The sequence below is a fragment of the Burkholderia sp. MS389 genome (genome assembly GCF_016899425.1).
GTDB classification, from domain to species: Bacteria; Pseudomonadota; Gammaproteobacteria; order Burkholderiales; family Burkholderiaceae; genus Burkholderia; species Burkholderia sola.
Genome location: NZ_CP045994.1, coordinates 1,574,882 through 1,597,580, shown reverse-complemented (window position 1 = coordinate 1,597,580; position 22,699 = coordinate 1,574,882). Strand labels below are relative to the sequence as shown.

At 65.4% G+C, this 22,699-nt stretch carries 22 protein-coding genes and 2 tRNA genes; 5 read left to right on the top strand and 19 right to left on the bottom strand.

The window, feature by feature from the left end:
- Positions 1–68: 68 nt before the first annotated feature.
- Together GJG85_RS07430 and GJG85_RS07425 are read right to left on the bottom strand one after the other, a co-directional pair.
- Positions 69–145, bottom strand: a tRNA-Pro gene (locus tag GJG85_RS07430).
- Between the two features lie 143 nt (positions 146–288).
- Positions 289–1,002, bottom strand: coding sequence for a methyltransferase domain-containing protein (locus tag GJG85_RS07425; protein WP_050012473.1), 714 nt, complete (start codon positions 1,000–1,002; stop codon positions 289–291).
- A gap of 391 nt (positions 1,003–1,393) precedes the next feature.
- On the opposite strand from GJG85_RS07425, the gene GJG85_RS07420 reads away from it, so the two are divergent.
- Positions 1,394–3,604, top strand: coding sequence for a hypothetical protein (locus GJG85_RS07420; RefSeq protein WP_050012472.1), 2,211 nt, complete (start codon positions 1,394–1,396; stop codon positions 3,602–3,604).
- Between the two features lie 80 nt (positions 3,605–3,684).
- Here the strand turns inward: GJG85_RS07420 and GJG85_RS07415 are convergent, their stop codons facing one another.
- From GJG85_RS07415 to GJG85_RS07355, 13 genes are all read right to left on the bottom strand, one after another.
- On the bottom strand, positions 3,685–4,098 hold the full coding sequence (locus GJG85_RS07415) for a MerR family transcriptional regulator (RefSeq protein ID WP_050012471.1): 414 nt from the start codon (positions 4,096–4,098) through the stop codon (positions 3,685–3,687).
- 52 nt (positions 4,099–4,150) lie between these two features.
- Positions 4,151–4,537, bottom strand: coding sequence for an integration host factor subunit alpha (locus tag GJG85_RS07410; RefSeq protein WP_006486093.1), 387 nt, complete (start codon positions 4,535–4,537; stop codon positions 4,151–4,153).
- 71 nt (positions 4,538–4,608) lie between these two features.
- Complete coding sequence (gene pheT, locus GJG85_RS07405) at positions 4,609–7,038, bottom strand: phenylalanine--tRNA ligase subunit beta (RefSeq protein ID WP_089488383.1); 2,430 nt, start codon at positions 7,036–7,038, stop codon at positions 4,609–4,611.
- Between the two features lie 97 nt (positions 7,039–7,135).
- The gene (gene pheS, locus GJG85_RS07400) at positions 7,136–8,149 is read right to left on the bottom strand and encodes a phenylalanine--tRNA ligase subunit alpha (protein WP_050012469.1); all 1,014 of its coding nucleotides are present in this window, start codon (positions 8,147–8,149) and stop codon (positions 7,136–7,138) included.
- Between the two features lie 149 nt (positions 8,150–8,298).
- Positions 8,299–8,658: a 50S ribosomal protein L20 gene (rplT, locus tag GJG85_RS07395; protein WP_004192938.1), complete on the bottom strand. Its 360-nt coding sequence runs from the start codon at positions 8,656–8,658 to the stop codon at positions 8,299–8,301.
- Between the two features lie 30 nt (positions 8,659–8,688).
- A complete protein-coding gene (gene rpmI / locus GJG85_RS07390) occupies positions 8,689–8,886 on the bottom strand; it encodes a 50S ribosomal protein L35 (protein ID WP_004191477.1) in 198 nt (65 codons plus the stop codon).
- 190 nt (positions 8,887–9,076) lie between these two features.
- Positions 9,077–9,601: a translation initiation factor IF-3 gene (infC, locus tag GJG85_RS07385; RefSeq protein ID WP_071734130.1), complete on the bottom strand. Its 525-nt coding sequence runs from the start codon at positions 9,599–9,601 to the stop codon at positions 9,077–9,079.
- 49 nt (positions 9,602–9,650) lie between these two features.
- Positions 9,651–11,558, bottom strand: a complete 1,908-nt coding sequence (gene thrS / locus GJG85_RS07380; RefSeq protein ID WP_089488382.1) for a threonine--tRNA ligase — start codon at positions 11,556–11,558, stop codon at positions 9,651–9,653.
- A gap of 269 nt (positions 11,559–11,827) precedes the next feature.
- Positions 11,828–11,904: transfer RNA gene (locus GJG85_RS07375), tRNA-Val, on the bottom strand.
- A gap of 84 nt (positions 11,905–11,988) precedes the next feature.
- Entirely contained in the window at positions 11,989–14,223 is a 2,235-nt protein-coding gene (locus GJG85_RS07370) for a bifunctional (p)ppGpp synthetase/guanosine-3',5'-bis(diphosphate) 3'-pyrophosphohydrolase (RefSeq protein ID WP_089488381.1), read from the bottom strand.
- 39 nt (positions 14,224–14,262) lie between these two features.
- Entirely contained in the window at positions 14,263–14,616 is a 354-nt protein-coding gene (locus GJG85_RS07365) for a RidA family protein (protein ID WP_050012466.1), read from the bottom strand.
- Between the two features lie 79 nt (positions 14,617–14,695).
- On the bottom strand, positions 14,696–15,592 hold the full coding sequence (locus tag GJG85_RS07360; protein WP_089488380.1) for an alpha/beta hydrolase: 897 nt from the start codon (positions 15,590–15,592) through the stop codon (positions 14,696–14,698).
- 124 nt (positions 15,593–15,716) lie between these two features.
- Positions 15,717–16,625 (bottom strand): LysR family transcriptional regulator, encoded by a 909-nt coding sequence (locus GJG85_RS07355; RefSeq protein ID WP_050012464.1) that lies wholly within the window; start codon positions 16,623–16,625, stop codon positions 15,717–15,719.
- A gap of 134 nt (positions 16,626–16,759) precedes the next feature.
- Between GJG85_RS07355 and GJG85_RS07350 the strand changes: the two genes are divergently transcribed.
- From GJG85_RS07350 to GJG85_RS07340, 3 genes are read left to right on the top strand one after another with little or no spacing between them, the layout of a single operon-like run.
- A complete protein-coding gene (locus GJG85_RS07350) occupies positions 16,760–17,317 on the top strand; it encodes an ester cyclase (RefSeq protein WP_124593186.1) in 558 nt (185 codons plus the stop codon).
- Positions 17,318–17,328: 11 nt separating this feature from the next.
- Positions 17,329–18,339, top strand: a complete 1,011-nt coding sequence (locus GJG85_RS07345) for a polysaccharide deacetylase family protein (protein WP_204383812.1) — start codon at positions 17,329–17,331, stop codon at positions 18,337–18,339.
- A 48-nt stretch (positions 18,340–18,387) separates the two neighbouring features.
- Positions 18,388–19,101 (top strand): SDR family oxidoreductase, encoded by a 714-nt coding sequence (locus GJG85_RS07340; RefSeq protein ID WP_050012461.1) that lies wholly within the window; start codon positions 18,388–18,390, stop codon positions 19,099–19,101.
- A gap of 80 nt (positions 19,102–19,181) precedes the next feature.
- Here GJG85_RS07340 and GJG85_RS07335 read toward each other — a convergent pair whose 3' ends face one another.
- Both GJG85_RS07335 and GJG85_RS07330 read right to left on the bottom strand, forming a co-directional pair.
- Positions 19,182–19,823: a CoA transferase subunit B gene (locus tag GJG85_RS07335; protein WP_050012460.1), complete on the bottom strand. Its 642-nt coding sequence runs from the start codon at positions 19,821–19,823 to the stop codon at positions 19,182–19,184.
- A 1-nt stretch (position 19,824) separates the two neighbouring features.
- Complete coding sequence (locus GJG85_RS07330) at positions 19,825–20,529, bottom strand: CoA transferase subunit A (RefSeq protein ID WP_050012459.1); 705 nt, start codon at positions 20,527–20,529, stop codon at positions 19,825–19,827.
- 215 nt (positions 20,530–20,744) lie between these two features.
- Here GJG85_RS07330 and GJG85_RS07325 point away from each other — a divergent pair, with 215 nt between their 5' ends.
- A complete protein-coding gene (locus tag GJG85_RS07325) occupies positions 20,745–21,290 on the top strand; it encodes a LuxR C-terminal-related transcriptional regulator (protein WP_050012458.1) in 546 nt (181 codons plus the stop codon).
- Positions 21,291–21,410: 120 nt separating this feature from the next.
- Here GJG85_RS07325 and GJG85_RS07320 read toward each other — a convergent pair whose 3' ends face one another.
- Together GJG85_RS07320 and GJG85_RS07315 are read right to left on the bottom strand one after the other, a co-directional pair.
- The gene (locus GJG85_RS07320) at positions 21,411–21,851 is read right to left on the bottom strand and encodes a thioesterase family protein (protein ID WP_050012457.1); all 441 of its coding nucleotides are present in this window, start codon (positions 21,849–21,851) and stop codon (positions 21,411–21,413) included.
- Between the two features lie 32 nt (positions 21,852–21,883).
- A complete protein-coding gene (locus tag GJG85_RS07315; protein ID WP_050012456.1) occupies positions 21,884–22,666 on the bottom strand; it encodes an SDR family oxidoreductase in 783 nt (260 codons plus the stop codon).
- Positions 22,667–22,699 lie beyond the last annotated feature (33 nt).

Genomic DNA, 22,699 nt, shown 5'->3' with positions numbered 1-22,699 from the left:
CGCGATGTGCAAAAAAGCGACGGCCAAGAAAAAACCCGCGTCAGCTTGAACTGACGCGGGTTCTTGTCTGGTCGGGGCGAGAGGATTTGAACCTCCGACCACCTGCACCCCATGCAGGTACGCTACCAGGCTGCGCTACGCCCCGAAAGAAAAAAATTATAACAGACAGTTCCCCGATTTAGAACGGGTCGCATGCATTTTGTGCCTGCCCTCGTGAAATTTTTTGGCGCGATCGTGCCGATGCAAGCAATCCGCGGCATCGAACCCGCATCGCCTTCACCGTCACCGTCACCGCTTGCGCGCGATACAGATGACCGTCAGGCCGGCGATGCGGTTGAAGCGGAACATCGGCAACTCGATGCGGCAGATCGTCTTGAGCAAACCGTTGACGAACGGATGATGACGGCGCAATTGCGACGCAGGCTCGCGCGGATGCGAACGCGCCCGCTCGCCCAGCCGCAGTGCGGCCGCGAGCGGAAACGTCAGGCCGAAATAGTAGGCGCCGTGCTCGACGTCGAGCCCCGCGCGCCGGACCACGTCCTCGAGGCCGCCGAGCGTATACCTGCGCTTGTGCTCGAGAAAATCGTCGTGGCCGCTCCAAAGAAACTGGAACGCGGGAACCGTGATCAGGAACCGGCTGCCCGCAGGCGCGCCCTTCACATACTGCGTCAGCAGCCCGACGTCGTCGTCGACATGCTCGAGCACGTCCATCAGCAACACGAGATCGGCATCGAATCGATCGACGGAGCGCCGAAAGTGGATGGGCTTGCCGGCCTCTTCGCCATCGCTGTCGTCGGCGTAGCTCGTGTCGACACACCATGCTTCCGTCGCCGGCGTGCGCTCGAGCAGATGCTTCGAGAAAAAGCCGGAGCCCGCACCGACGTCGAGTATCCGGTTCACGCCCGACGCGCCCAGGAACCGGCGAATGGCGCTCGCCTTCGACGCGTAGTACCAGTGATCGCCCACTCCCGCACCCAGTACGTCGACTTCCTTCAGGTCCATGGCGCTTCCCCGTGATGGCTGCCGTGTTGTGATGTCGAATTCGCCACTGAGCCGATCTTACCTCGCCGCCCTCGCCGATCGTATCCGTCGATGCCCGGGGCCGCGCCACTTCGGCATCCGGTGAAACCCGCGCCGGTCATGGTCGACCGCGGGTTTTCAGGGGCGCGTCGAAAGACGCCGGCCGACGGTCCGGACAAACCAAACGACCGTTTGATCCGCCCGTCCATCCACCGCGAAACCATTGTCCGGCAGCCCGCCAGCGCGCCGTAACCGGGCGGCCGTTGTTTGGTAACGCCGCTCTAGCGCGCTATGACACACTGCACGGCATCGACGCTCGCGCCGTGCAGTGGCGCGCGCCCCCGTCGATCAAGACAAGACATGGAGACAGACGATGCGGAATGCGGTCCGGCGCGGCCATCGCTCGCCTTTGGCAATTTTCGACCGGGTTGCCGGCCTGCGACGCACGGCCGCCCCGCGATCACACACGACATCCCGCGTGTTCGGCTGCGGCGCGCTGGCGCTCACGCTGCTCTGCGCCGGCTGCGCGGAATCGGCCGCGCAGCGCGACAGCAACACGTCGATCGCATCGACGAAGATAGAACGCACGAAGGCGGAGCGCCTCGCGCGCGAGCAGCAAATCGCGCGCACCGTGCCGTCGCTCGCGTCGATCAGCCTCACGCAACCGCGCCCGTTCACGCTGCGCGACTCGGGCCAGAACGGCGCGATGACGTTCCTGCGCGACGTCGATTTCCGCGTCGTCAACAATCTCGGCTTCTTCATTCATCAGTTGTCGGCCACGCTCGTGCCCACGCAGGCCGGCGCGCCGATCGTATTCGACGATCCGACGAGCTTCGAGATCGACGTGCACGAAGGCACGGTCACGCTCGACAACGCGAAGCTGACCGCCCTCTTCAACACCTACATCTTCGGCTATCGCAACGCGCCGCTGCGCAAGCTCGCGGTATCGGCCGGCGACGGCGTGATCCATCTGCAAGGCGAGATGCAGCGCGACGGCTGGGTACCGTTCTCGCTGACCGGCACGCTCGCGATTCGCGACGGCAGCCAGCTCGTGTTCCACCCGACCGGCGTACGCGTGTCGGGCCTCGACGCGCAGCCGGTGATGCGCGCGGCCAACGTGAAAATGGCCGACCTGCTGAAGGTGGAGACGCCGATCGCGCAACTCGCCGGCGACGATCTCGTGATGGCGGTCGACAAGCTGATGCCGCCGCCGCGCCTGAAGCTGACGATCACCGCGCTGCGCGTGACGCCGGCGGGCCTCGACCTGAAGCTCGACGACGGCACGCATGCGGGCTTCGCGATGCCCGCGAACGCGCCGCAGCAGGCGATGTACATTCGCGGCGGCGACGTGAAATTCATGCGCTCGATGCCGATGAACGCGGACATCCTGATCGCTCCGCTCGACGCGTCGAAGCGCGACCAGACGTTCGTGTTCGACCTGTACCACTATCGCGACCAGGTATCGGCCGGCTATTTCAACTTCGACGAAAGCGGCGCGATGGCGATCCGGATGCCTACATATGCGGGCCCGGCCAGCGGCGCGCTGCTCGGCAACGCGGCCGCGCGCCTGAACGACAGCTTCCTCGCCGCGCAGCAGAATGCGCTGCGCGACGTGCGCCAGCATTGGGAAGCGTACGCGCTCGCGGCGGACGCCGCGCGGCCCGGCATGCAGAAGGTCGCGATGCGGCGCACGTCGACGACGCCGTTCAACGAGCGGCACGTGTCGAACCGCAACCCGACGATCCATCTGCGCAACGTCGACTTCAACCTGTCCGGCGATATCGGTTTTCATGTCGAAGATCTCGACGTGGAACTCGTGTCGAAGCGCGCCGGCGAACCCGTCGATCTCGACGACCCGAACCAGTACGACATCCGCATTCTCGGCGGCACGGTCGTCGAGTCGTGGAAGGCGATGTCGGCGCTGTTCAACGACTACCTGCTCGACTATTCGCCGCGTTCGCTGAACGGCCTGCAACTGAGCGCGGACGGGCAGAACCTGCGCGTCCAGGGCGGCATCAAGCTGTGGAATCACGTGCCGGGCGTCTGGCTGCCGACCGACATGAAGGGCTCGCTGACGGTGCTCGACGACCGCCACCTCGCATTCAAGCCGTCGCAGGTGTCGGTGCTCGGCATCCCGCAGGCGACGCTACTGCGCTCGCTCGGCATCGAGCTGTCGTCGCTGACGCCGCTGCAGCGGCGCGGCGCGGAACTGCGCGGCGACACGCTCGTGCTCGACCAGTACACCGTGTTCCCGCCGCCCGTGCTGAACGGCAAGCTCGGCCAGGCGACGGTCGAGCGCGACGGCTTGCGTCTGACGTTCCGGCGCGCACCGGGCGCGCCCGCGCCGAAGCGGCCGCAGATCGATGCGCCGAGCTACATGTGGATGGAAGGCGGCGACATGAAGATGTTCAACGTGCTCGAACTGAACGTGCGCGCGCTGATCCGGAATTCGGCCGAGGCCGGCCCGATGCGGTTCGACCTGTACGGGTACCGCAACCAGGTCGCGCAGGGCTCGGTGCGGATGCTGCCGGACGGCACGCTGGTCGTCGACATGGGCCGGAAGAATCCGCTCGCGTCGCGCTGATCCGCAGGCGCGACCCGCATGAAAAAAGCCCGGTGGCGGTCGCCAACCGGGCTTTCCCATACATCCTGCGCACCGTGCGCTCAGTCGTGTTTCAGTCCGTCGATCACGTCCAGCAACGCCTGCCGCAACGCGGTCACATCGACGTTTGCGCCCGCGTTGGCCGCCCCGCGCGCATCGGCGGCCTGCACATCGGATTCGACCGGCTCCGCCGCGGCCCGATCGCTGCCCGGCGAATCGAGCCGGTTGCGCGCGCCGTTGATCGTGAAGCCCTGCTCGTACAGCAACTCGCGAATCCGCCGGATCAGCAGCACTTCGTGATGCTGGTAATACCGCCGGTTGCCACGCCGCTTCACCGGCCGCAGCTGAGTGAACTCCTGTTCCCAGTAACGCAGCACGTGTGGTTTGACCCCGCACAGTTCGCTGACTTCGCCGATCGTGAAGTAGCGCTTCGCGGGAATCGGAGGCAAGACGACTTTCTCAACCGTGGTGGTCATCGGTTAACCGTCGGTAAGGGTGCGCGGCGGCCGCGCGGGGCGTGGGCGCGTATTACTCCGCGCCGTTTTCGACCAGCGCCTTCAGCTTCTGGCTCGCGTGGAAAGTTACCACCCGGCGGGCCGCGATCGGAATCGCCTCGCCCGTCTTCGGGTTGCGGCCCGGGCGCTGCGGCTTGTCGCGCAACTGGAAATTGCCGAACCCCGACAGCTTGACGCTTTCGCCGTTTTCGAGCGCATCGCGGATCACTTCGAAAAACGCCTCGACCATGTCCTTCGCTTCACGCTTGTTCAGCCCGACGCTATCGAACAGCAGCTCCGCCAGTTCCGCCTTCGTCAGCGTCGGCGTCTCCGTGGACGCCGGCGCCGAAGCGTCGCGGTTCATGGCGCTGCGTTGCGCCGTCAGGAGGGCTTCGAATTCACTCGAGGTCATGTCGTTCATATCTGCCATACAGCGCGTTGAATCAAAACTTACGATGGAAAAAGCCGCCCGCGAACGGGCGGGCCCTCTCCTTAGCCGCGCAGGCGCGCACCGGCACGAGCCATTCGCTCGACCAGCGTCTGGATCGCCTGATCGACGACCTCGTCCTGCAGCGTGCCAGCCGCGTCCTGCAGCGTCACGCGGAAGGCAAGGCTCTTCTCGTTCGCGGCAAGACCACCGGAAGTATTTGATTTTGCACGAAATTCGTCAAAGAGTACAACCTTCTGAACGAATCGGCAGGCGTCTTCGGCAAGCGCCTTCTTCATTTCGTCGAAAAGTGCCTGAACCTCGACCGCCTGATCGACGACAACGGCGATATCGCGACGGACCGGCGGGAATTTCGACACGTCGGTCGGCGCGGGCAGCGCACGTGCAGTCAGCGCATCCGCGTCGATTTCAAACATCACCGGCGCGTGCGGCAGCTCGTACTTCTGCATCAGGCGCGGATGCAGCTCGCCGATCCAGCCGACCGCACGGCCATCGACTTCGATGCGCGCGCTGCGGCCCGGATGAAGGGCCGGATGCTCGGCCTTCACGAAGCGCGCGACCGCCGGCGCGAGCAGCGCCTCGAGATCGCCCTTCACGTCGAAGAAATCGACCGCGCGGGTCGCGACGCCCCACTGCTCGTCGAATGCCGGACCGTACGCCAGCGCGCCGACGCGCTTCGGCTGCGCATGACCTTCGACCGCCAATTCGCCGGCCTTCACCGACGGATCGGCAATGAATACGCGCCCCGATTCGAACACGCGCACGCGATCGGCGCGGCGGTTCAGGTTGTGGCGCAGCACCGAGATCAGGCTGCCGAACAGCGTCGTGCGCATGACCGAAAGCTGGCTGGCGATCGGGTTCAGCAGACGGATCGGGTTGTCGTTGCCCGCGAAATCCTGCTCCCACTCCGCATCGACGAAGCTGAAGTTGACGGTTTCCGCGTAGTCGCGCGCGGCGAGCGCGTGACGGATGTCGTGGATCGAACGCCGCGTCTCGTGGGTCGCACGCATTTCGCTCGTCGCGACCGGCGGCCGCGCCGGAATCTTCTCGAAGCCGTAGATGCGCGCCACTTCCTCGATCAGGTCTTCCTCGATCTCGATGTCGAAGCGGTGCGACGGCGGCGTGACGAGGAACGCGTCGTCTTCACGCTCGAACGGCAGGCCGAGGCGCGTGAAGATGTTCGCGATCTCGTCGGCGTCGATCTTCACGCCGATGATGCGGTTCGCGCGCGACACACGCATCTTCACCGGCACACGCTGCGGCAGGTTCACCGCCTGATCGTCGACCGGGCCGGCCTTGCCGCCGCAGATTTCGAGGATCAGTTGCGTGATGCGCTCGACGTGCTCGACGGTCGTCGCGTAATCGACGCCGCGCTCGAAGCGATGGGCCGCATCGGTCGAAAAGTTGTACTTGCGCGCGCGGCCGCGGATGCTGTCCGGCCACCAGAACGCGGCTTCGAGGTAGATGTTGGTCGTATCGAGCGTGACGGCCGTGCTGTCGCCGCCCATGATGCCGGCCAGGCTTTCGACCTGACGATCGTCCGCGATCACGCCGACCGTTTCGTCGAGTTCGACCGTGTTGCCGTTGAGCAGCTTCAGCGATTCGCCGCGCTTGCCCCAGCGCACTTCGATGCCGCCGTGGATCTTGTCGAGATCGAACACGTGCGACGGGCGGCCGAGCTCGAACATCACGTAGTTCGAGATGTCGACGAGCGCGGACACGCTGCGCTGGCCCGAACGCTCGAGGCGCTCGACCATCCACTGCGGCGTCTTCGCGTGCGCATTCACGCCGCGGATCACGCGACCCGAGAAGCGGCCGCACAGATCGGGCGCGGCGATGCGCACCGGCAGCGTCTCGTCGAGCTCGACGTTCACCGGGCGGATGTCGACCGGCGTCAGCGGTGCGCCGGTGATCGCGGCCGTCTCGCGCGCGATACCGAACACTGACAGGCAGTCGGCCTTGTTCGGCGTCAGCTTGATTTCGAAGATCGTGTCGTCGAGATTGAGCGTCTCGCGGATGTCCTGGCCGATCGGCGTATCTTCCGGCAGGATCAGCAGCCCGCTGTGATCCTCGGACAATTTCAGCTCACGCGCCGAGCACAGCATCCCCTGGCTCTCCACGCCGCGCAGCTTCGACAGCTTGATCGCGAACGGCTTGCCGCCCTCTTCCGCCGGCGGCAGTTCCGCGCCGACCAGCGCGACCGGCACCTTGATGCCGGGCACCACGTTCGGGGCGCCGCACACGATGTTCAGCGTCGCGCCGGTGCCGGCGTCGACCTGGCAGACATTGAGCTTGTCCGCATCCGGATGCTTGACGACTTCGAGCACGCGGCCGACGACGATCTTCGACGTCGGCGGCGCAGCCTTGCTCAGCGATTCGACTTCGAGCCCCGCCATCGTCAGCGCGTGCGACAGGGCGTCGGTCGTCAGCTGCGGGTCGACAAAGGTTCTCAACCAAGATTCAGGGAATTGCATGGATGTCTACGTTCGAAACAGGTTAGATCGACGCCCGGGCTCCGTCGGAAACGTCCGTCGGGGCATGCGCGGGCACAGGTCGGCGCGGCGAGCGGCGTTATGCGAACTGGCGCAGGAAACGCAGGTCGTTCTCGAAGAACAGCCGCAGATCCTGGACGCCGTAGCGCAGCATCGTCAGGCGCTCGAGGCCGCTGCCGAACGCGAAACCGATGTAGCGCTCGGGGTCGAGGCCCATGTTGCGGATCACGGTCGGATGCACCTGCCCGGAGCCGGAAATTTCGAGCCACTTGCCGGCGTTCTTGCCGTGCTCGAACATCATGTCGATCTCGGCCGACGGTTCCGTGAACGGGAAATACGACGGACGGAAGCGCACGAGGATGTCGTCGCGCTCGAAGAATTTTTTCAGGAAGTCGGTATAGACGCCCTTGAGGTCGGCGAAGCTGATGTTTTCGTCGATCCACAGCCCCTCGACCTGATTGAACATCGGCGAGTGGGTCGCATCGCTGTCGACGCGATACGTGCGGCCCGGCGCGATCACCTTGATCGGCGGACGGTTCATGCGCGCATAACGCACCTGCATCGGGCTCGTGTGCGTGCGCAGCAGCAGCTGGCGGCCGTCGGCATCCTTGCCTTCGACGTAGAAGGTGTCCTGCATCGAACGCGCCGGATGGTTCTCCGGGCTGTTCAGCGACGTGAAGTTGTACCAGTCGGTCTCGATTTCGGGGCCGTCGGCCACGTCGAAACCGATCGAGCCGAAAATCTGTTCGACACGCTCCCACGTGCGCATCACCGGGTGCAGGCTGCCTGCACCGGCGCCACGGCCCGGCAACGTCACGTCGATCGCTTCGGCGGTGAGGCGCTGATTCAGCAGCGCGTCGGCCAGGGCCTGGCGACGGGCGGTGAGCGCGGCTTCGACCTGCTGCTTCGCGACGTTGATGCGTGCGCCTTCGGTCTTGCGTGCTTCGGGATCGAGCTTGCCGAGGCCCTTGAGCAACTCGGTCAGCGCACCCGATTTGCCGAGAAATCGGGCTTTCTCGTTTTCGAGCGTGGTGATGTCGGCAGCCTGTTCGAAGGACTGCTGCGCGTCGGCGACAATCTGGTCCAGATCCATAGATCCCATCATTTCCAACGTCATTCGGTCTCGGCGAGCGAAATGGCCTCGCCAAACAAAAAAGGGGCTCGGAAGAGCCCCGTTTTCGCTGCAGCGGCCGAGACTACCGGAACCTCGCTGCAACTAACCACGCAGTGCTAATTTCGCAATTAGGCTGCAACGGCGGCTTTCACCTGCTTGACGATCGCAGCAAAAGCAGCCTTGTCGAACACCGCCATGTCGGCCAGCACCTTACGGTCGAGTTCGATCGACGCCTTCTTCAGGCCGTTGATGAACACGCTGTAGGTCATGTCGTGCTGGCGAACTGCCGCGTTGATACGCGTGATCCACAGTGCGCGGAACACACGCTTCTTGTTGCGGCGATCGCGATACGCATACTGACCAGCGCGCATCACCGCCTGCTTGGCGATGCGGTAGACGTTATTGCGGCGGCCGCGATAACCCTTGGCCAGGTTGATGATCTTCTTGTGGCGGGCCCGTGCGGTTACCCCACGTTTGACTCGAGGCATGTTTCTCTCCTTGGAGTATCAGTTGAGGGGTTACGCGAACGGGAGCATCGCGCGGACGGAGTTCAGATCGGAATCATGAACTGCCGTTGCGCCGCGCAGATGGCGCTTGTTCTTCGTGGTTTTCTTGGTCAGGATGTGACGCTTGAAGGCTTGACCGCGCTTGACGGTACCGCCCGGACGCACCACGAAGCGCTTTGCAGCGCTCTTCTTGGTCTTCATCTTAGGCATGACGAACAACTCCAGTTTATTAGATGGCGATGGGTGTGCGGTTGGCTTGCGCCCTTGACCCGCCCTTCGAAACCCAGTCCACTTGTGTACGGCGCACCGCTTGCGCAGCCGCCGTCATCGTTGGCGCGCCGCCCTGACCGGGCTACGCGCCGAACCACTGTCGAACCTGCGCGCGATGCGCGCGGGCTCGTTACTTCTTTTTCTTCGGCGAGAGCACCATGATCATCTGGCGCCCTTCCATCTTCGGCATCTGCTCGACCTGGCCGACTTCCTCGAGATCCGTGCGCAGACGCTCCAGCATCCGCATACCGATTTCCTGGTGAGCCATTTCGCGGCCGCGGAAACGCAACGTGATCTTCGTCTTGTCGCCCTCTTCGAGGAAGCGCACGAGATTGCGGAGCTTGACGTTGTAATCCCCGTCATCGGTACCCGGGCGGAACTTGACTTCCTTGACCTGGATGACCTTCTGCTTCAGCTTCGCTTCGTGCTGCTTCTTCGATTCCTGGTACTTGAACTTGCCGTAATCCATCAGACGGCAAACCGGCGGCACCGCTTGCGGCGCGATCTCCACCAGGTCAACATCCAGTTCTTCCGATTTACGGAAAGCGTCAGCGAGTTTTACGATACCGAGCGGTTCGTTCTCGATCCCGACCAGGCGCACTTCCGGCGCAGTGATTTCACCGTTGATGCGGTGCGACGACTTATCAGTAGCGATGTTACGTTTCCTCTAAAAATTAAAAAAATGAGCCGCGCTGCCAGGGCGGTTACTTGAACGAGCGCAGGTCTTCCTGCAGACGCTCAACGAAGGCTTCGACCGGCATAACGCCAAGATCGACGCCGCCACGGGCACGCACGGCTACCGTTTGCGCATCACGCTCCTTATCGCCCACGACGAGGAGATAAGGCACCTTTTCCAGCGTGTGCTCGCGTATTTTATAGCTAATCTTCTCGTTGCGCAAATCGGCCGCCACTCTAACCCCTTGTTTTTGCAACGTTTGGGTCAGAGCGTGCGCATATTCGGCCTGACTTTCGGCGATATTGAGCACAATTGCCTGGTACGGCGCGAGCCAGACCGGCATTGCACCAGCATGGTGCTCGATCAAGATGCCGAGGAAACGCTCCATCGAACCGACGATCGCGCGGTGCAGCATCACCGGCCGGCGACGGCTGTTGTCCTCGGCGACGTACTCGGCGCCCAGGCGCTCCGGCAGCACCATGTCGAGCTGCAGCGTGCCGCACTGCCACGAGCGGCCGAGGGCGTCCTTGATGTGGTACTCGATCTTCGGGCCGTAGAACGCACCCTCGCCCGGCAACTCTTCCCACGTGAGGCCGCAGGCGGTCAGCGCGTCGCGCAAACCCTGCTCGGCGCGATCCCACGTTTCGTCCGTCCCCGCACGCTGGTCGGGGCGCAGCGACAGCTTGATGTCGATGTGATCGAAACCGAAGTCCTTGTACACGCTCATCGCGAGCGTGTTGAACGCGATCGATTCCGAGATGAACTGATCTTCCGTACAGAAGATGTGCGCGTCGTCCTGCACGAAGCCGCGCACGCGCATCAGGCCGTGCAGCGCGCCCGACGCCTCGTTGCGGTGGCACGAGCCGAATTCCGCGTAACGCAGCGGCAGGTCGCGGTACGAGCGCAGGCCGTGCTTGAACACCTGGACGTGGCCCGGGCAGTTCATCGGCTTGATCGCGTAGTCGCGCTTCTCCGACTCCGTCGTGAACATGTTCTCGCGATAGTTCTGCCAGTGGCCCGACGCTTCCCACAGCGAGCGGTCCATGATCATCGGCGTCTTGATCTCGAGATAGCCGGCGTCGTTCACGCGGCGGCGCATGTACTGCTCGACCTGCTGCCACAGCGCCCAGCCCTTCGGATGCCAGAACACCATCCCCGGCGACTCTTCCTGCATGTGGAACAGGTCGAGCTGCTTGCCGAGCTTGCGGTGGTCGCGCTTTTCCGCTTCCTCGAGCATGTGCAGGTACTGGTCCTGGTCTTCCTTCTTCGTCCAGGCCGTGCCGTAGATGCGCTGCAGCTGCTCGTTCTTCGAATCGCCGCGCCAGTACGCGCCCGCGACCTTCATCAGCTTGAAGATCTTCAGCTTGCCGGTGGACGGCACGTGCGGGCCGCGGCACAGATCGGTGAAGCCGCCGTGCGAATACAGCTTGATTTCGTCGCTTTGCGGAATCGATTCGATGATCTCGGCCTTGTACTTCTCGCCGATGCTGCGGAAGTAACCGGCCGCCTCGTCGCGCGACACGACACGGCGCGTGACCGGCTCGTCCTTCTTCGCGAGTTCCTGCATGCGCTTTTCGATCTTTTCCAGATCTTCCGGCGTAAACGGGCGGTTGTACGAGAAGTCGTAATAGAAACCGTTGTCGATCACCGGGCCGATCGTCACCTGCGCGTCCGGATACAGCTCCTTCACCGCATACGCGAGCAAGTGGGCGGTCGAGTGGCGGATGATGTCGAGGCCGTCGGCATCCTTGTCCGTGACGATCGCGAGCGACGCGTCGCGGTCGATCAGCGTCGACGTATCCACGAGCTCGCCATCGAGCTTGCCACCCAGCGCAGCCTTGGCGAGGCCGGGACCGATCGAGGCCGCAACCTCGGCAACTGTCACCGGATGCTCGTATTGTCGAACTGAGCCGTCAGGCAAGCGTATCGAAACCATAGCATTCTCCGTGATGCCGACAGTGGGCGGCAGACCAGGTACGCGAGATCAACTCGCGCGTGAAAATTCGCGACAAAAAAAATGCGGCCCCGCTTTCGAGGGGCCGCATTCGATACTTCACTCAAACTGAAAGGGCGAAAACGTTCCTCGACTAGCGTCGCTCCGAAGTGGTTTCGGTCAACGTTCGCGGTGTCATAACCGTATTCGCCTTGTTCGCGTTGAGTTGTGTACTGCTTCGAACACCCGGAGGCCGGGCATTCTCAATTCGTTGGTAGGCTCGATTGGATTCGAACCAACGACCCCCACCATGTCAAGGTGGTGCTCTAACCAACTGAGCTACGAGCCTAGAGAAGCTAAGATTATATGGAGTGGCTGCAGGCTTGGCAAGTGTTTTATGCGGTCGCAGCAAAATAACGCGGATCCAACCCCATCAGGATTTCCGCCCTGCCCGCACGACGCCCTGCACCTCGCCGAGCAGCGTGCACGCGCGCTGCACCTGCGCCGAATTCGAGACCTCGACCGTGAACTGCATGAAGGCCGCATTGCGGCGGCTTTGCGTCTTCACGCCCACGACGTTGATCTTTTCGCGCGCGAACACTTCGGAGATATCGCGCAGCAGCCCTTGCCGATCGCTCGCCTCGATCATCAGGTCGACCGGATAGACGGACGCGCCGCGCCCGCCCAGCACGTCGGCCGACCAGGTCGTCTGCAGCACGCGTTCCGGCGCGCGCTCGACCATCCGGCGAAACGTCGGGCAGTCGGTGCGGTGGATCGACATCCCCTTGCCGCGCGTGACGAAACCGCTGATCGGATCGGGCGGCGCCGGACGGCAGCAGCGCGCCAGCTGCGTCAGCAGCGCGTCGACGCCCACCACCAGCACGCCGGTCGATGCACCGTGCGCGACGCTCGCGCCGCTGCTGCGCTTCTCGAAATCGGCCGGCGCCTCGGGCGCCGGTTCCGGCGGCGGCGCGTCGGACAGCGCGTGCTCGACGTTGCGCAGGCTGAATTCTTCCTTGCCGACGACCGAGAACAGCTCCTCGGGCGACTTGAAGCCGAGCTTCGCGGCGAGGTTGTCCAGGCTGACCGACGTCTTGCCCTCGCGCTGCAGCGTCTTTTCGACGAGCGCGCGGCCGTGCGCGATGTTTTCTTCCTGCTCGATCGAGTTGAACCACGCACGCACCTTCTGCCGCGCACGCGGGCTCTTCAGGTAACCGAGCTGCAGGTTCAGCCAGTCGCGCGACGGCCCGCCTTCCTTCACCGCGACGATCTCGACCGTCTGGCCGTTCGAAAGCGGCGTGTTCAGCGGCACCATCACGCCGTCGACGCGCGCGCCGCGGCAGCGATGGCCGAGCTCGCTGTGCAGGTGGTACGCGAAATCGACCGGCGTCGCGCCCTGCGGCAGCGCGATCACGCGCGCCTGCGGCGTCAGCACGTAGATGTGGTCGTCGTCGAGCGACGTCTCGCGCAGTTGCGCCCACGCCTGATCGCCCGACACCTCGGTGCCGTCCTCGACGTCGTCCTTCCACGCGAGCAACTGACGCAGCCACGCGATCTTCTCGTCGTACTTGTCGCTCGCCGAGAACTGGCCGCCATAGCCGCGTGCGCCGGCCTCCTTGTAGCGCCAGTGCGCGGCGACGCCGTACTCGGCGAAGCGATGCATCTCCTGCGTGCGGATCTGCACTTCGAACGCACGGCCGTCGTCGCCGATCACGACCGTATGCAGCGACTTGTAGCCGTTCGGCTTCGGCCGCGAGATGTAGTCGTCGAACTCCTTCGGCACCGGCTGCCACAGGTGATGCACGATGCCGAGCACCGCGTAGCAATCCTTGATGTCGGGCACGATCACGCGAAACGCGCGCACGTCGTACAGCTCGGAGAAATCGAGCTCCTTGCCGCGCATCTTGCGCCAGATGCTGTAGATATGCTTCGGCCGGCCGCTGACGTCGGCCTGGATGTGCGCTTGCGCGAGCTCGTGCTGCAGCCGCGCGATCGCCTGCGTGACGTACGCCTCGCGCTCGATGCGCTTCTCGTCGAGCAGCTTCGCGATCCGCTTGTAGGTGACGGGATCCTCGAAGCGGAACGCGAGATCCTCGAGTTCCCACTTCAGTTGCCAGATACCGAGACGGTTCGCGAGCGGCGCATAGATCTCGAGCGTCTCGCGCGCGACGTCGGGCGGCGGATCGAGCTTCGCGGCCGCGTAGTAGCGCAGCGACTGCAAGCGCGAAGCAAGGCGGATCAGCACCACGCGGATGTCCTGCGCGAACGCGAGCAGCATCTTGCGCAGCGCCTCGATCTGCGTGCGCCGCTCTTCCGCCGCGTCGCGCCCGGAGTCGGGCTTCGCGTTCTGCGCGGCGCGCAGGCTGACGGTGCCGAGCCGCAACAGCTTGCGCACGTCGGCCACGAGCCGCGCGACTTCGTCGCCGAAACGCTCGGTCAGCTCGCGTTCGGGGTCGCTCAGATGCGGCGTCAGCACGAACAGCGCGGCGGCCTGCATCGCGTGCGGATCGACGTTCAGCGTGCGCATGATCGACGCCGTGCCGGCCGAGTGATCGGCGAGCAGCTCGCCGGACGACAGGCGCGCGTCGCCGGCCCGCTCGCGCACGAACGCGAGCACGTCGTCGAACGACGGCGCCGCGACGGGAGAAGCGGAAACGGATTCGGTCATTGCACGGCCTGCCGGAATACGGTCATCTTTGGCTGACGCTCAGCTCCGCTGCGCGGCGACGACCACGATCTCGACGAGCAGCGCCGGATCGGCAAGCTTCGCCTCGACGGTCGCGCGCGGCGGCGCGTTGCCTTCCGCAACCCATGCGTCCCACTCGGCATTCATGCCTTCGAAGTTCGCGAGATCCGAGATGTAGATCTGCACCGACAGCAGATGGGCCTTGTCGCTGTTCGCTTCGGCGAGCAGGCGGTCGATGTGGCCGAGCACTTCGCGCGTCTGGCCGCGGATGTCCTGCGTGGTGTCTTCGGCGATCTGGCCGGCCAGATACACGGTACCGTTGTGGATCGCGGTTTCGGAGAGACGGGCCCCGACGTGGTGACGAATGACTGCCATGAAATGTTCCGGTCGTGATGGGTAGGGATTCGGGCGGCGGCACGGCCCGCGTGCCGCCGAACCGCATATTATGACGCGTTTATGCGTCGCCTTCGACGAAAAACCGCCGCGCGAGCGCAATCTGGTCCGCGCTGACGAACGCCGGCGCGTGCCCTGCCCCCGGAATCTCGACCTGCGTCACATGCCGGCCGCGACGGACCATTTCGGCCGCCGTCTCGCGCGACAGCAGGTCGGACGTCTCGCCGCGCACGACGAGCAGCGTCGCGTCCGTCGTCTCGATCGCGCGCCACAGCGCGGCCTCGCCGAGCGCGGCCAGTTCGGGCGTCGTCGCCTTGAACGGCTCGGCGATGCGCGGATCGTAGCGCATCGTCCAGCCGCCTTCGGGCAGTTCGTGCAGCAGCGGCCCGTTGATCTCGCGCCACTCGTCGGCGCTCAGCGCACCGAACGGCAGCGACAGCGACGTCAGATAATCGACTCCCTCCTGCTCGGTCGCAAAGCGCGGCTGCACGCCGAGGTACTCGCCGATACGCGTCAGCGAATCGGGCTCGATGCGCGGACCGACGTCGTTGACGATCATCCGGCGCAGCGGCGAACCGGGCAGCCCGGCAAGCGCCATGCCGATCAGGCCGCCCATCGACGTGCCGAACCAGTCGACCGATTCGACGTCGAGCCGGGCAATCAGCGTCACCATGTCGGCCACGTATTGCGGAATCGCATAGAGCCGCGGATCGGCCAGCCGGTCCGAGCGGCCACGCCCGGCGACATCGGGGCAGACGACGCGATACGTATCGGACAGCGCGGCGGCCAGCCGGTCGAAATCGCGGCCGGAGCGGGTCAGGCCGTGCACGCAGACGAGCACGCGCGAATTCGCGGGGTCGCCCCACTCGGTATAGGCGACGTGGTGAAGGCCGGCCGTGCTCGCACACTGCACGCGCCGCTGGCGGGGAACCGGGGGATTCGCTGAGGTCGTTGGCATCGTTGGCATCCTGTCGAACGGGGGGCGACGCGCGGGGCAACGCTTGCGACGCCCGATGCAAACGATTGTAAACCGCTTCGGAATGACGGGTCGCCACGCGCCCGGCCCGCCACCCGGGGTGGGTTCAGTCGTGGCGGTGCCACGCATGACGCAACTGCTCGCGCAGGAAATCGACGAATGTCCGCACGCGCAGCGGCACGTGACGGCCGCCGGGATAGACGGCATGCAGCGGCGCGGCGGACGCCGCGAAGGCCGGCAGCACGCGTACGAGCCGGCCGGCGTCGAGATCGGCGCCGACGTCCCAGATCGACTTCAGCGCAATGCCCGCGCCCTCGAGCGCCAGCGTGCGCGCCGCGCCGCCGTCGTTGGTCAGCAGCGCGGCCGTCACCTCGACCGCCACGCCGCCTTGCGCGCCGTCGAACCGCCATTCGGCACGCGGCTGGTCGCCCATCACGATGCATCGATGCGCACGAAGCTCGACCGGATGGGCCGGCGACCCGTGCGCCGCGAGATAACCCGGCGACGCGCACAGCACGCGATGATTCGGCGCCAGCTCGCGCGCGATCATCGTCGAATCGGCAAGATTGCCGATCCGCACGGCGACGTCAATGTCGGACGCGAGCAGATCGACGACCGTATCGGTCAGCATCAGCTGTACGGTCAATTGCGGATGTCGCTGCTGAAAGGCCGCCACGAGCGGCGCGATTCGCAGGCGGCCGAGCTCGCCGGGCGCCGTCACGCGCAGCACGCCGCTGACCGTGCCGCGGCGATCGCGCATCAGCGTTTCCGCCTGCTCGACCTCCGCGAGGATGCGTAGCACCTGCGCGTGAAACTGCGCGCCGTCGTCGGTGAGCGTTTGCTGCCGCGTCGTCCGGTGCAGCAGGCGCACGCCGAGCCGCGACTCGAGATGCGCGAGTCGCTTGCTGACGACGGACAGCGACAGGTCGAGCTCGCGCGCCGCCGCCGACAGGCTGCCGGCCGACACGATCCGCGCGAAGGTATCGAGCGCCGGGAAATCGTCGATCAGCGTCATGGCGCCCGCCTCACCCAAACCTTTCCTTTTTTCGAATAATCCATTCGTCTTTTGCCCGTATTTGCATGCAGAACGGAAACCTACCATACCTGTTCCGCGTCGTCGCCTGACGCTTTCACAGGACCCTCGAAACCATGTCGATCCGCCTTCGTTCGGCCACCCGCCCCGTCGCGCACGCATTCGCGGCAGCCGCTTGCGTCGTGGCGCTCTGGCCCGTCGCGGCCCATGCCGCCGATCTCGTCGAGCCGCACACGCTGACCATCGCGGCGGGCTTGCCGGCCGCGCAGGCCCGCGCGCAAGTGCTGGCCGCGCGCCGCTACGGCAGCTTCTGGAATACCGGCGACCCCGCGCTCGCCCGCGCGGCGCTCGCCGACGACTTCACCGACCGAACGCTGCCGCCCGGCCGCGAACAGGGCCTACCGGGGCCGCTCGCGGCGTCCAGCACGATGCGCGGCGCGATCCCGGACCTGCGCTGCGACATCGAACAGATGATCGTCGCCGGCGACCGGGTCGTCGTGCACCTGCATTTCCGCGGGCATTTCACCGGGGCGTTCAACGGAACGGCCGGGCGCGGACAGGCGATCGACTTCATCGCGACCGATATCTATCGGATCGACCACGGCCGGATCGCGGAAAACTGGCACATCGAAGACAACCTGACGCTGATGCGTCAGCTTGGGCTCGTCGGTTGACGGAGGGGACGATGACTCACGGTAACGACACTTCCGCGACGCCGCTGCCGCGCCGCACGTTCCTGGCCCAGGCCGGCGCCGGGCTCGCGGCCGGCGTCGCGCTGGCCGCAGGCACGTCCGTGCCCGCCACCGCCGCGCCGACGCCGATGCCTGCCGCACCGGGCACCACGCCGTTCTGGCCGGACGGCGCGCGGCTCGTGATCTCGATCTCGATGCAGTTCGAGGCGGGCGGCCAACCGCCCACGGGCGCGGACAGCCCGTTTCCGGCCGTCGCGTTCCCGCCGTCGGTGCCGGTCGATCTCGCGTCGGCCACCTGGTTTGCGTATGGCTACCGGGAAGGCATTCCGCGCCTGCTCGATCTGTGGGACCGGCACGGCGTGAAAGTGACGTCGCACATGATCGGGGAAGCCGCGCGCCGGCACCCCGAACTGGCACGCGAAATCGTATCGCGCGGCCACGAAGCCGCCGCGCACGGCACGACGTGGCGCGCGCAATTCGCGATGAGCCGCGACGACGAGCGCCGCTTCCTGACCGACGCGCGTGACATGGTCGAGGCGGTGACCGGCCAGCGCCCCACCGGCTACAACTGCAACTGGCTGCGGCGCGGCCCGCATACGCTATCGCTGCTGCAGGAACTCGGCTACGTGTATCACATCGACGACGTCAGCCGCGACGAACCGTTCATCGAGACCGTCGGCGGCCGCGATTTCGCGGTGGTCCCGTACACGCTGCGCAACAACGACATCCTGCTGATCGAAGGCCGCAACTACTCGCCGACGATGTTCGTCGAGCAGATCAAGCTGGATTTCGACCAGCTGTACGCGGAAGCCGGACAGCGGCGCAGACTGATGTCGATCAGCGCGCACGACCGGATCAGCGGCACGCCGCAGATGGTCCGCGCGTGGGACACCTTCCTGCACTACGCTCGATCACACCCGGGGGTCGTTTTCATGCGCAAGGACGACATCGCGCGCTTCGCGCTGCACAGCCCGTCGACGCTGCGCGAGGCCGAAACGATCTGACCGGATTCCGCTCAACTCTGCTCAATTCACTACCCAGGAAAGACTTTCATGAACGATCCGCTCCACGGAAAGAACGTACTCGTCGTCGGCGGAAGCTCCGGCATCGGCGCCGCCACCGCGACGGCATTCGCGCGGCGCGGTGCGCATCTGACGATCGCGTCGCGCGATCCGGCCAGGTTCGGCATCGATGCCATACCGGGCGCGCAGGTGCGGACCGAAGCGCTCGACATCACCGATACGGCGGACGTCGATGCGTTCTGCGCGCGCGTCGGCCGGTTCGACCACGTCGTGATTTCAGCCGCGAAGACGGCCACGGGCCCGCTCCGTGCGCTGCCGCTCGCCGACGCGCAGGCAGCGATGGACAGCAAGTTCTGGGGCGCCTACCGCATCGCCCGCGCGATCGATATCGCGCCAGGCGGCTCGCTGACGTTCGTGTCGGGGTTCCTCAGCGTGCGGCCGAGCGCGTCGTCGGTCCTGCAAGGCGCGATCAACGCGGCGCTCGAGGCGCTCGCCCGAGGGCTGGCGCTCGAACTGGCGCCGGTTCGCGTGAACACCGTGTCGCCGGGCCTGATCGCGACGCCGCTGTGGGATAAGCTCGCGCCCGACGCACGCGACGCGATGTACGCGGGCGCCGCCCAACGGCTTCCGGCACGCAGGGTCGGCCAGCCGGAGGATGTCGCGAATGCGATCCTGTATCTGGCGGCCACGCCTTATGCAACCGGTTCGACGGTACTGATCGACGGCGGCGGCGCGATTGCGTGACGCGTACGTGCGTTCGTGACAAAACGCCCCACGCTCCGTCGGGAACGCGGGGCGTCGAGGATCACGCACCAGGGTCGTGCTCAGGCCACGGCGCTGACGTCGAGCGGTGCGCCCGTCTTCGTCTGGATCTCGTCGACGCTCACGCCGTCGGCGAGTTCGAGCACCTTCAACCCGGACGGCGTCACTTCGATCACGCCGAGATCGGTGATGATCAGGTCGACCACGCCGACACCCGTGAGCGGCAAGTTGCATTCGTCGAGGATCTTGTGCTGATCGCCCTTCGCGACATGCTCCATCAGCACGACGACACGCCCCACCCCCGCGACGAGGTCCATCGCGCCGCCCATCCCCTTGATCATCTTGCCGGGGATCATCCAGTTCGCGAGGTCGCCCTGCTTGCTGACCTGCATCGCGCCGAGGATCGCGAGGTTGATGTGGCCGCCGCGAATCATCGCGAACGAATCGGCCGACGAGAAGATCGACGAACCGGGCAGCGTCGTGACGGTCTGCTTGCCGGCGTTGATCAGATCGGCATCGACTTCGTCTTCGGTCGGCGACGGGCCGATGCCGAGCAGGCCGTTCTCCGACTGCAGCCACACCTCGACGCCTTCCGGCACGTGGTTCGCGACGAGCGTCGGCAGGCCGATACCGAGGTTCACGTAGAAGCCGTCCTGCAGTTCCTTCGCCGCACGCGCAGCCATCTGGTCACGATTCCAGGCCATGTCAGTCTCCTTTCGCGCGTACGACGCGTTGTTCGATGCGTTTTTCCGGCGTCGCGTTCAGCACGATGCGCTGCACGAAGATTCCCGGCGTATGAACCTGATCCGGATCGAGCGTGCCGTTCTCGACGATCTCCTCGACCTCGACCACGGTGATCTTGCCGGCCATCGCGCACATCGGGTTGAAGTTGCGCGCGGTGCGGCGATAGATCAGGTTGCCGGACTTGTCGGCCTTCCACGCCTTGACGAGCGCGACGTCGGCCGTCAGCGACTGCTCGAGCACGTAGTGGCGATCGCCGAACTGGCGCGTTTCCTTGCCTTCCGCGATCACGGTGCCGTAGCCGGTATTCGTGAAGAACGCGGGGATGCCCGCACCGCCCGCGCGCAGCTTCTCGGCGAGCGTACCCTGCGGCGTGAATTCGAGCTCGAGTTCGCCGGCCAGGTACTGGCGCTCGAACTCCTTGTTCTCGCCGACGTACGACGAGATCATCTTCTTGATCTGGCGCGTTTCCAGCAGCAGGCCGAGGCCGAAACCGTCGACGCCCGCGTTGTTGCTGATGCAGGTGATGCCCTTGACGGCCGAATCGCGCAACGCCGCGATCAGCGCCTCGGGAATACCGCACAGGCCGAAGCCGCCCACCGCGAAGGTCTGTCCGTCACGGACGATCCCCTCCAGCGCGGCAGCCGCGCTTGGATAGACTTTGTTCATCAGTTGTCCCTTCCTCTATGGAAACCAGCAAAACCGGTTCATGCGCCACGTGGCGCAAGCCCGCCGCACCATTCTATGCATGCGCGGCGATGCCTGCGTCGAGGCACGCTTTTTATGTCGCGACGAACGCCGCGAGATGCCTGAAAGGGTACGATGCGGCGCGGATGCGGCACAATACGCAAAAATACATAAGCATTTCCCTCCGCCCCCGCGCCATGCCCGATCTCGATTACCAGACCGCCTTCCACCTCGCGCCGCTCGGCCTCGTGCTGTCGCGCGACCGCGTGATCGAGGACTGCAACGACGCGCTCGCGTCGATCTTCCGCTGCGCGCGGGCAGACCTGACCGGAAAATCGTATGCGGTGCTCTACCCGTCCACGGACGAATTCCAGCGAATCGGCGAGCGCATCGCACGCGTGATGGTCGCGAACGGCGTCTACTCGGACGACAGAATCATGAAGCGCGCGGACGGCGAACTGTTCTGGTGCCACGTGACGGGCCGCGCGCTCGACCGCACCGCGCCGCTCGCGGCCGGCATCTGGACCTTTGAGGATCTGAGCGCGACGCGCCGCGTCGCGGTCGAGCTGACCCCGCGCGAACGCGAGATCGCCGCGCAGCTCGCGACCGGCAAGACCAGCAAGCAGATCGGGCGCGTGCTCGACATCAGCTCCCGCACGGTCGATATCTACCGCGCGCGACTGATGCGCAAATACGGGACGAACAATACGCCGGAGCTGCTGCAGCGCCTGCTCGGGCAGTGAACGCGCATTGCATCGCGGCGCGCGAATGACGATCGGCCGCACATGGCGGCCGATTGACGGAAACGACGGGCACGGCGCGCCACCGGCGACCCGGTGCGCACGGCCTGCCGATATGCGCGCTCAGCCGATTTTCGTCGCGAGCGCGTGCTCGATCGTGTCGCGCAGCAGCGGCGGCAGCGGCACCGACTTGCCGAGCGCGTAATCGACCCACACGCAGCGCGCGTTGCCGCGTGCATAGACATGCTGCGGATCGTCCGCGCGCGTGAGCTCGAAGCCGGTGTCGAAGCTGCTTCGGCCGGGCTTCGCGGCCGACATCCTCGCGATCACGTCGCCCGGATAGTGCAGCTGCTTGAGGAACTCCATCGACGCGGTGACGATGACGGGCCCCTGCCCCTCGCCGTTGCCGCCCGCAATGCCGAGCTGCTCGAACCACGAGATCCGCGCCTGCTCCATGTAGCGGAAATAGACCGTGTTGTTCACATGGCCGAACGCGTCCATGTCGCCCCAACGGATCGGCATCGACATCTCAAAAACGGGGGAGTAATCGCTTGTTGCGCTCATTGCTGTCTTCTTTGTTGCGAAATGTCATCCGCTCACGCAAGGCCGAAGCCGTCGTCCGCGGAGATGATCGAGCCATTGATGAACTGCGACTCGTCGGCCGCGAGCAGCAACAACAGCCCGTCGAGATCCTGCGGCTTGCCGACGCGCCGGCGCGGCAGTATCGACTGCAGCTTCTGGCCCTGCTCGGTTTCCCACAGGTAATGATTGATTTCGGTATCGATATAGCCGGGGCAGATCGCATTCACGTTGATCCCGTGGCGGCCCCACTCCAGTGCCATCGCACGCGTCATCTGCACGACCGCGGCCTTGCTCATCGCGTACAGCCCGATCTGCGGGAACACGCGCAGCCCGGCCACCGACGCGATGTTGATGATCCGGCACGGCGGCTTGCCATTGCCGCCGCCGTTCGCGCGCATGATCATCCGCTTCGCGACTTCCTGCGCGACGAAAAATGCGCCGCGCGTGTTCGTATCGAACACGAACTCGAAATCCGCCGGCGTCACGTCGACGAGCTTCTGCATCGTCGACACGCCCGAATTGTTCACGAGGATGTCGATCGTGCCGGCTTCCGTCTCCGCATGCGCGACGGCCGCCTTGATGCTCTGGACGTCAGTCACGTCGAGCGACACGACATGCGCGGCGCCGCCCGCCGCCTCGATCTCCGCGCGCAGCTCCTTCAGGCGCTCGACGCGGCGGCTCGCGAGCACGACCTTCGCGCCGGCCTGCGACAGCACCTGCGCAAAACGCTGCCCGAGGCCGCTCGACGCGCCCGTGACCAGCGCAACCTTGCCCTCCAGATTGATCGATCGACCCATTTGCACATCCCCTTTCGATATCGTTGCGCCAGC

What these genes read in the sequence shown, in the direction of transcription:
- GJG85_RS07330 (WP_050012459.1), bottom strand. Translation starts at nt 20,529, where the DNA reads ATGAACAAAGTCTATCCAAGCGCGGCTGCCGCGCTGGAGGGGATCGTC.
- pheT (WP_089488383.1), bottom strand. Translation starts at nt 7,038, where the DNA reads ATGCAATTCCCTGAATCTTGGTTGAGAACCTTTGTCGACCCGCAGCTG.
- GJG85_RS07345 (WP_204383812.1), top strand. Translation starts at nt 17,329, where the DNA reads ATGACTCACGGTAACGACACTTCCGCGACGCCGCTGCCGCGCCGCACG.
- GJG85_RS07355 (WP_050012464.1), bottom strand. Translation starts at nt 16,625, where the DNA reads ATGACGCTGATCGACGATTTCCCGGCGCTCGATACCTTCGCGCGGATC.
- thrS (WP_089488382.1), bottom strand. Translation starts at nt 11,558, where the DNA reads ATGGTTTCGATACGCTTGCCTGACGGCTCAGTTCGACAATACGAGCAT.
- GJG85_RS07350 (WP_124593186.1), top strand. Translation starts at nt 16,760, where the DNA reads ATGTCGATCCGCCTTCGTTCGGCCACCCGCCCCGTCGCGCACGCATTC.
- GJG85_RS07360 (WP_089488380.1), bottom strand. Translation starts at nt 15,592, where the DNA reads ATGCCAACGACCTCAGCGAATCCCCCGGTTCCCCGCCAGCGGCGCGTG.
- GJG85_RS07340 (WP_050012461.1), top strand. Translation starts at nt 18,388, where the DNA reads ATGAACGATCCGCTCCACGGAAAGAACGTACTCGTCGTCGGCGGAAGC.
- GJG85_RS07365 (WP_050012466.1), bottom strand. Translation starts at nt 14,616, where the DNA reads ATGGCAGTCATTCGTCACCACGTCGGGGCCCGTCTCTCCGAAACCGCG.
- GJG85_RS07425 (WP_050012473.1), bottom strand. Translation starts at nt 1,002, where the DNA reads ATGGACCTGAAGGAAGTCGACGTACTGGGTGCGGGAGTGGGCGATCAC.
- GJG85_RS07420 (WP_050012472.1), top strand. Translation starts at nt 1,394, where the DNA reads ATGCGGAATGCGGTCCGGCGCGGCCATCGCTCGCCTTTGGCAATTTTC.
- GJG85_RS07410 (WP_006486093.1), bottom strand. Translation starts at nt 4,537, where the DNA reads ATGAACGACATGACCTCGAGTGAATTCGAAGCCCTCCTGACGGCGCAA.
- rplT (WP_004192938.1), bottom strand. Translation starts at nt 8,658, where the DNA reads ATGCCTCGAGTCAAACGTGGGGTAACCGCACGGGCCCGCCACAAGAAG.
- rpmI (WP_004191477.1), bottom strand. Translation starts at nt 8,886, where the DNA reads ATGCCTAAGATGAAGACCAAGAAGAGCGCTGCAAAGCGCTTCGTGGTG.
- GJG85_RS07415 (WP_050012471.1), bottom strand. Translation starts at nt 4,098, where the DNA reads ATGACCACCACGGTTGAGAAAGTCGTCTTGCCTCCGATTCCCGCGAAG.
- GJG85_RS07325 (WP_050012458.1), top strand. Translation starts at nt 20,745, where the DNA reads ATGCCCGATCTCGATTACCAGACCGCCTTCCACCTCGCGCCGCTCGGC.
- GJG85_RS07315 (WP_050012456.1), bottom strand. Translation starts at nt 22,666, where the DNA reads ATGGGTCGATCGATCAATCTGGAGGGCAAGGTTGCGCTGGTCACGGGC.
- GJG85_RS07320 (WP_050012457.1), bottom strand. Translation starts at nt 21,851, where the DNA reads ATGAGCGCAACAAGCGATTACTCCCCCGTTTTTGAGATGTCGATGCCG.
- GJG85_RS07370 (WP_089488381.1), bottom strand. Translation starts at nt 14,223, where the DNA reads ATGACCGAATCCGTTTCCGCTTCTCCCGTCGCGGCGCCGTCGTTCGAC.
- GJG85_RS07335 (WP_050012460.1), bottom strand. Translation starts at nt 19,823, where the DNA reads ATGGCCTGGAATCGTGACCAGATGGCTGCGCGTGCGGCGAAGGAACTG.
- pheS (WP_050012469.1), bottom strand. Translation starts at nt 8,149, where the DNA reads ATGGATCTGGACCAGATTGTCGCCGACGCGCAGCAGTCCTTCGAACAG.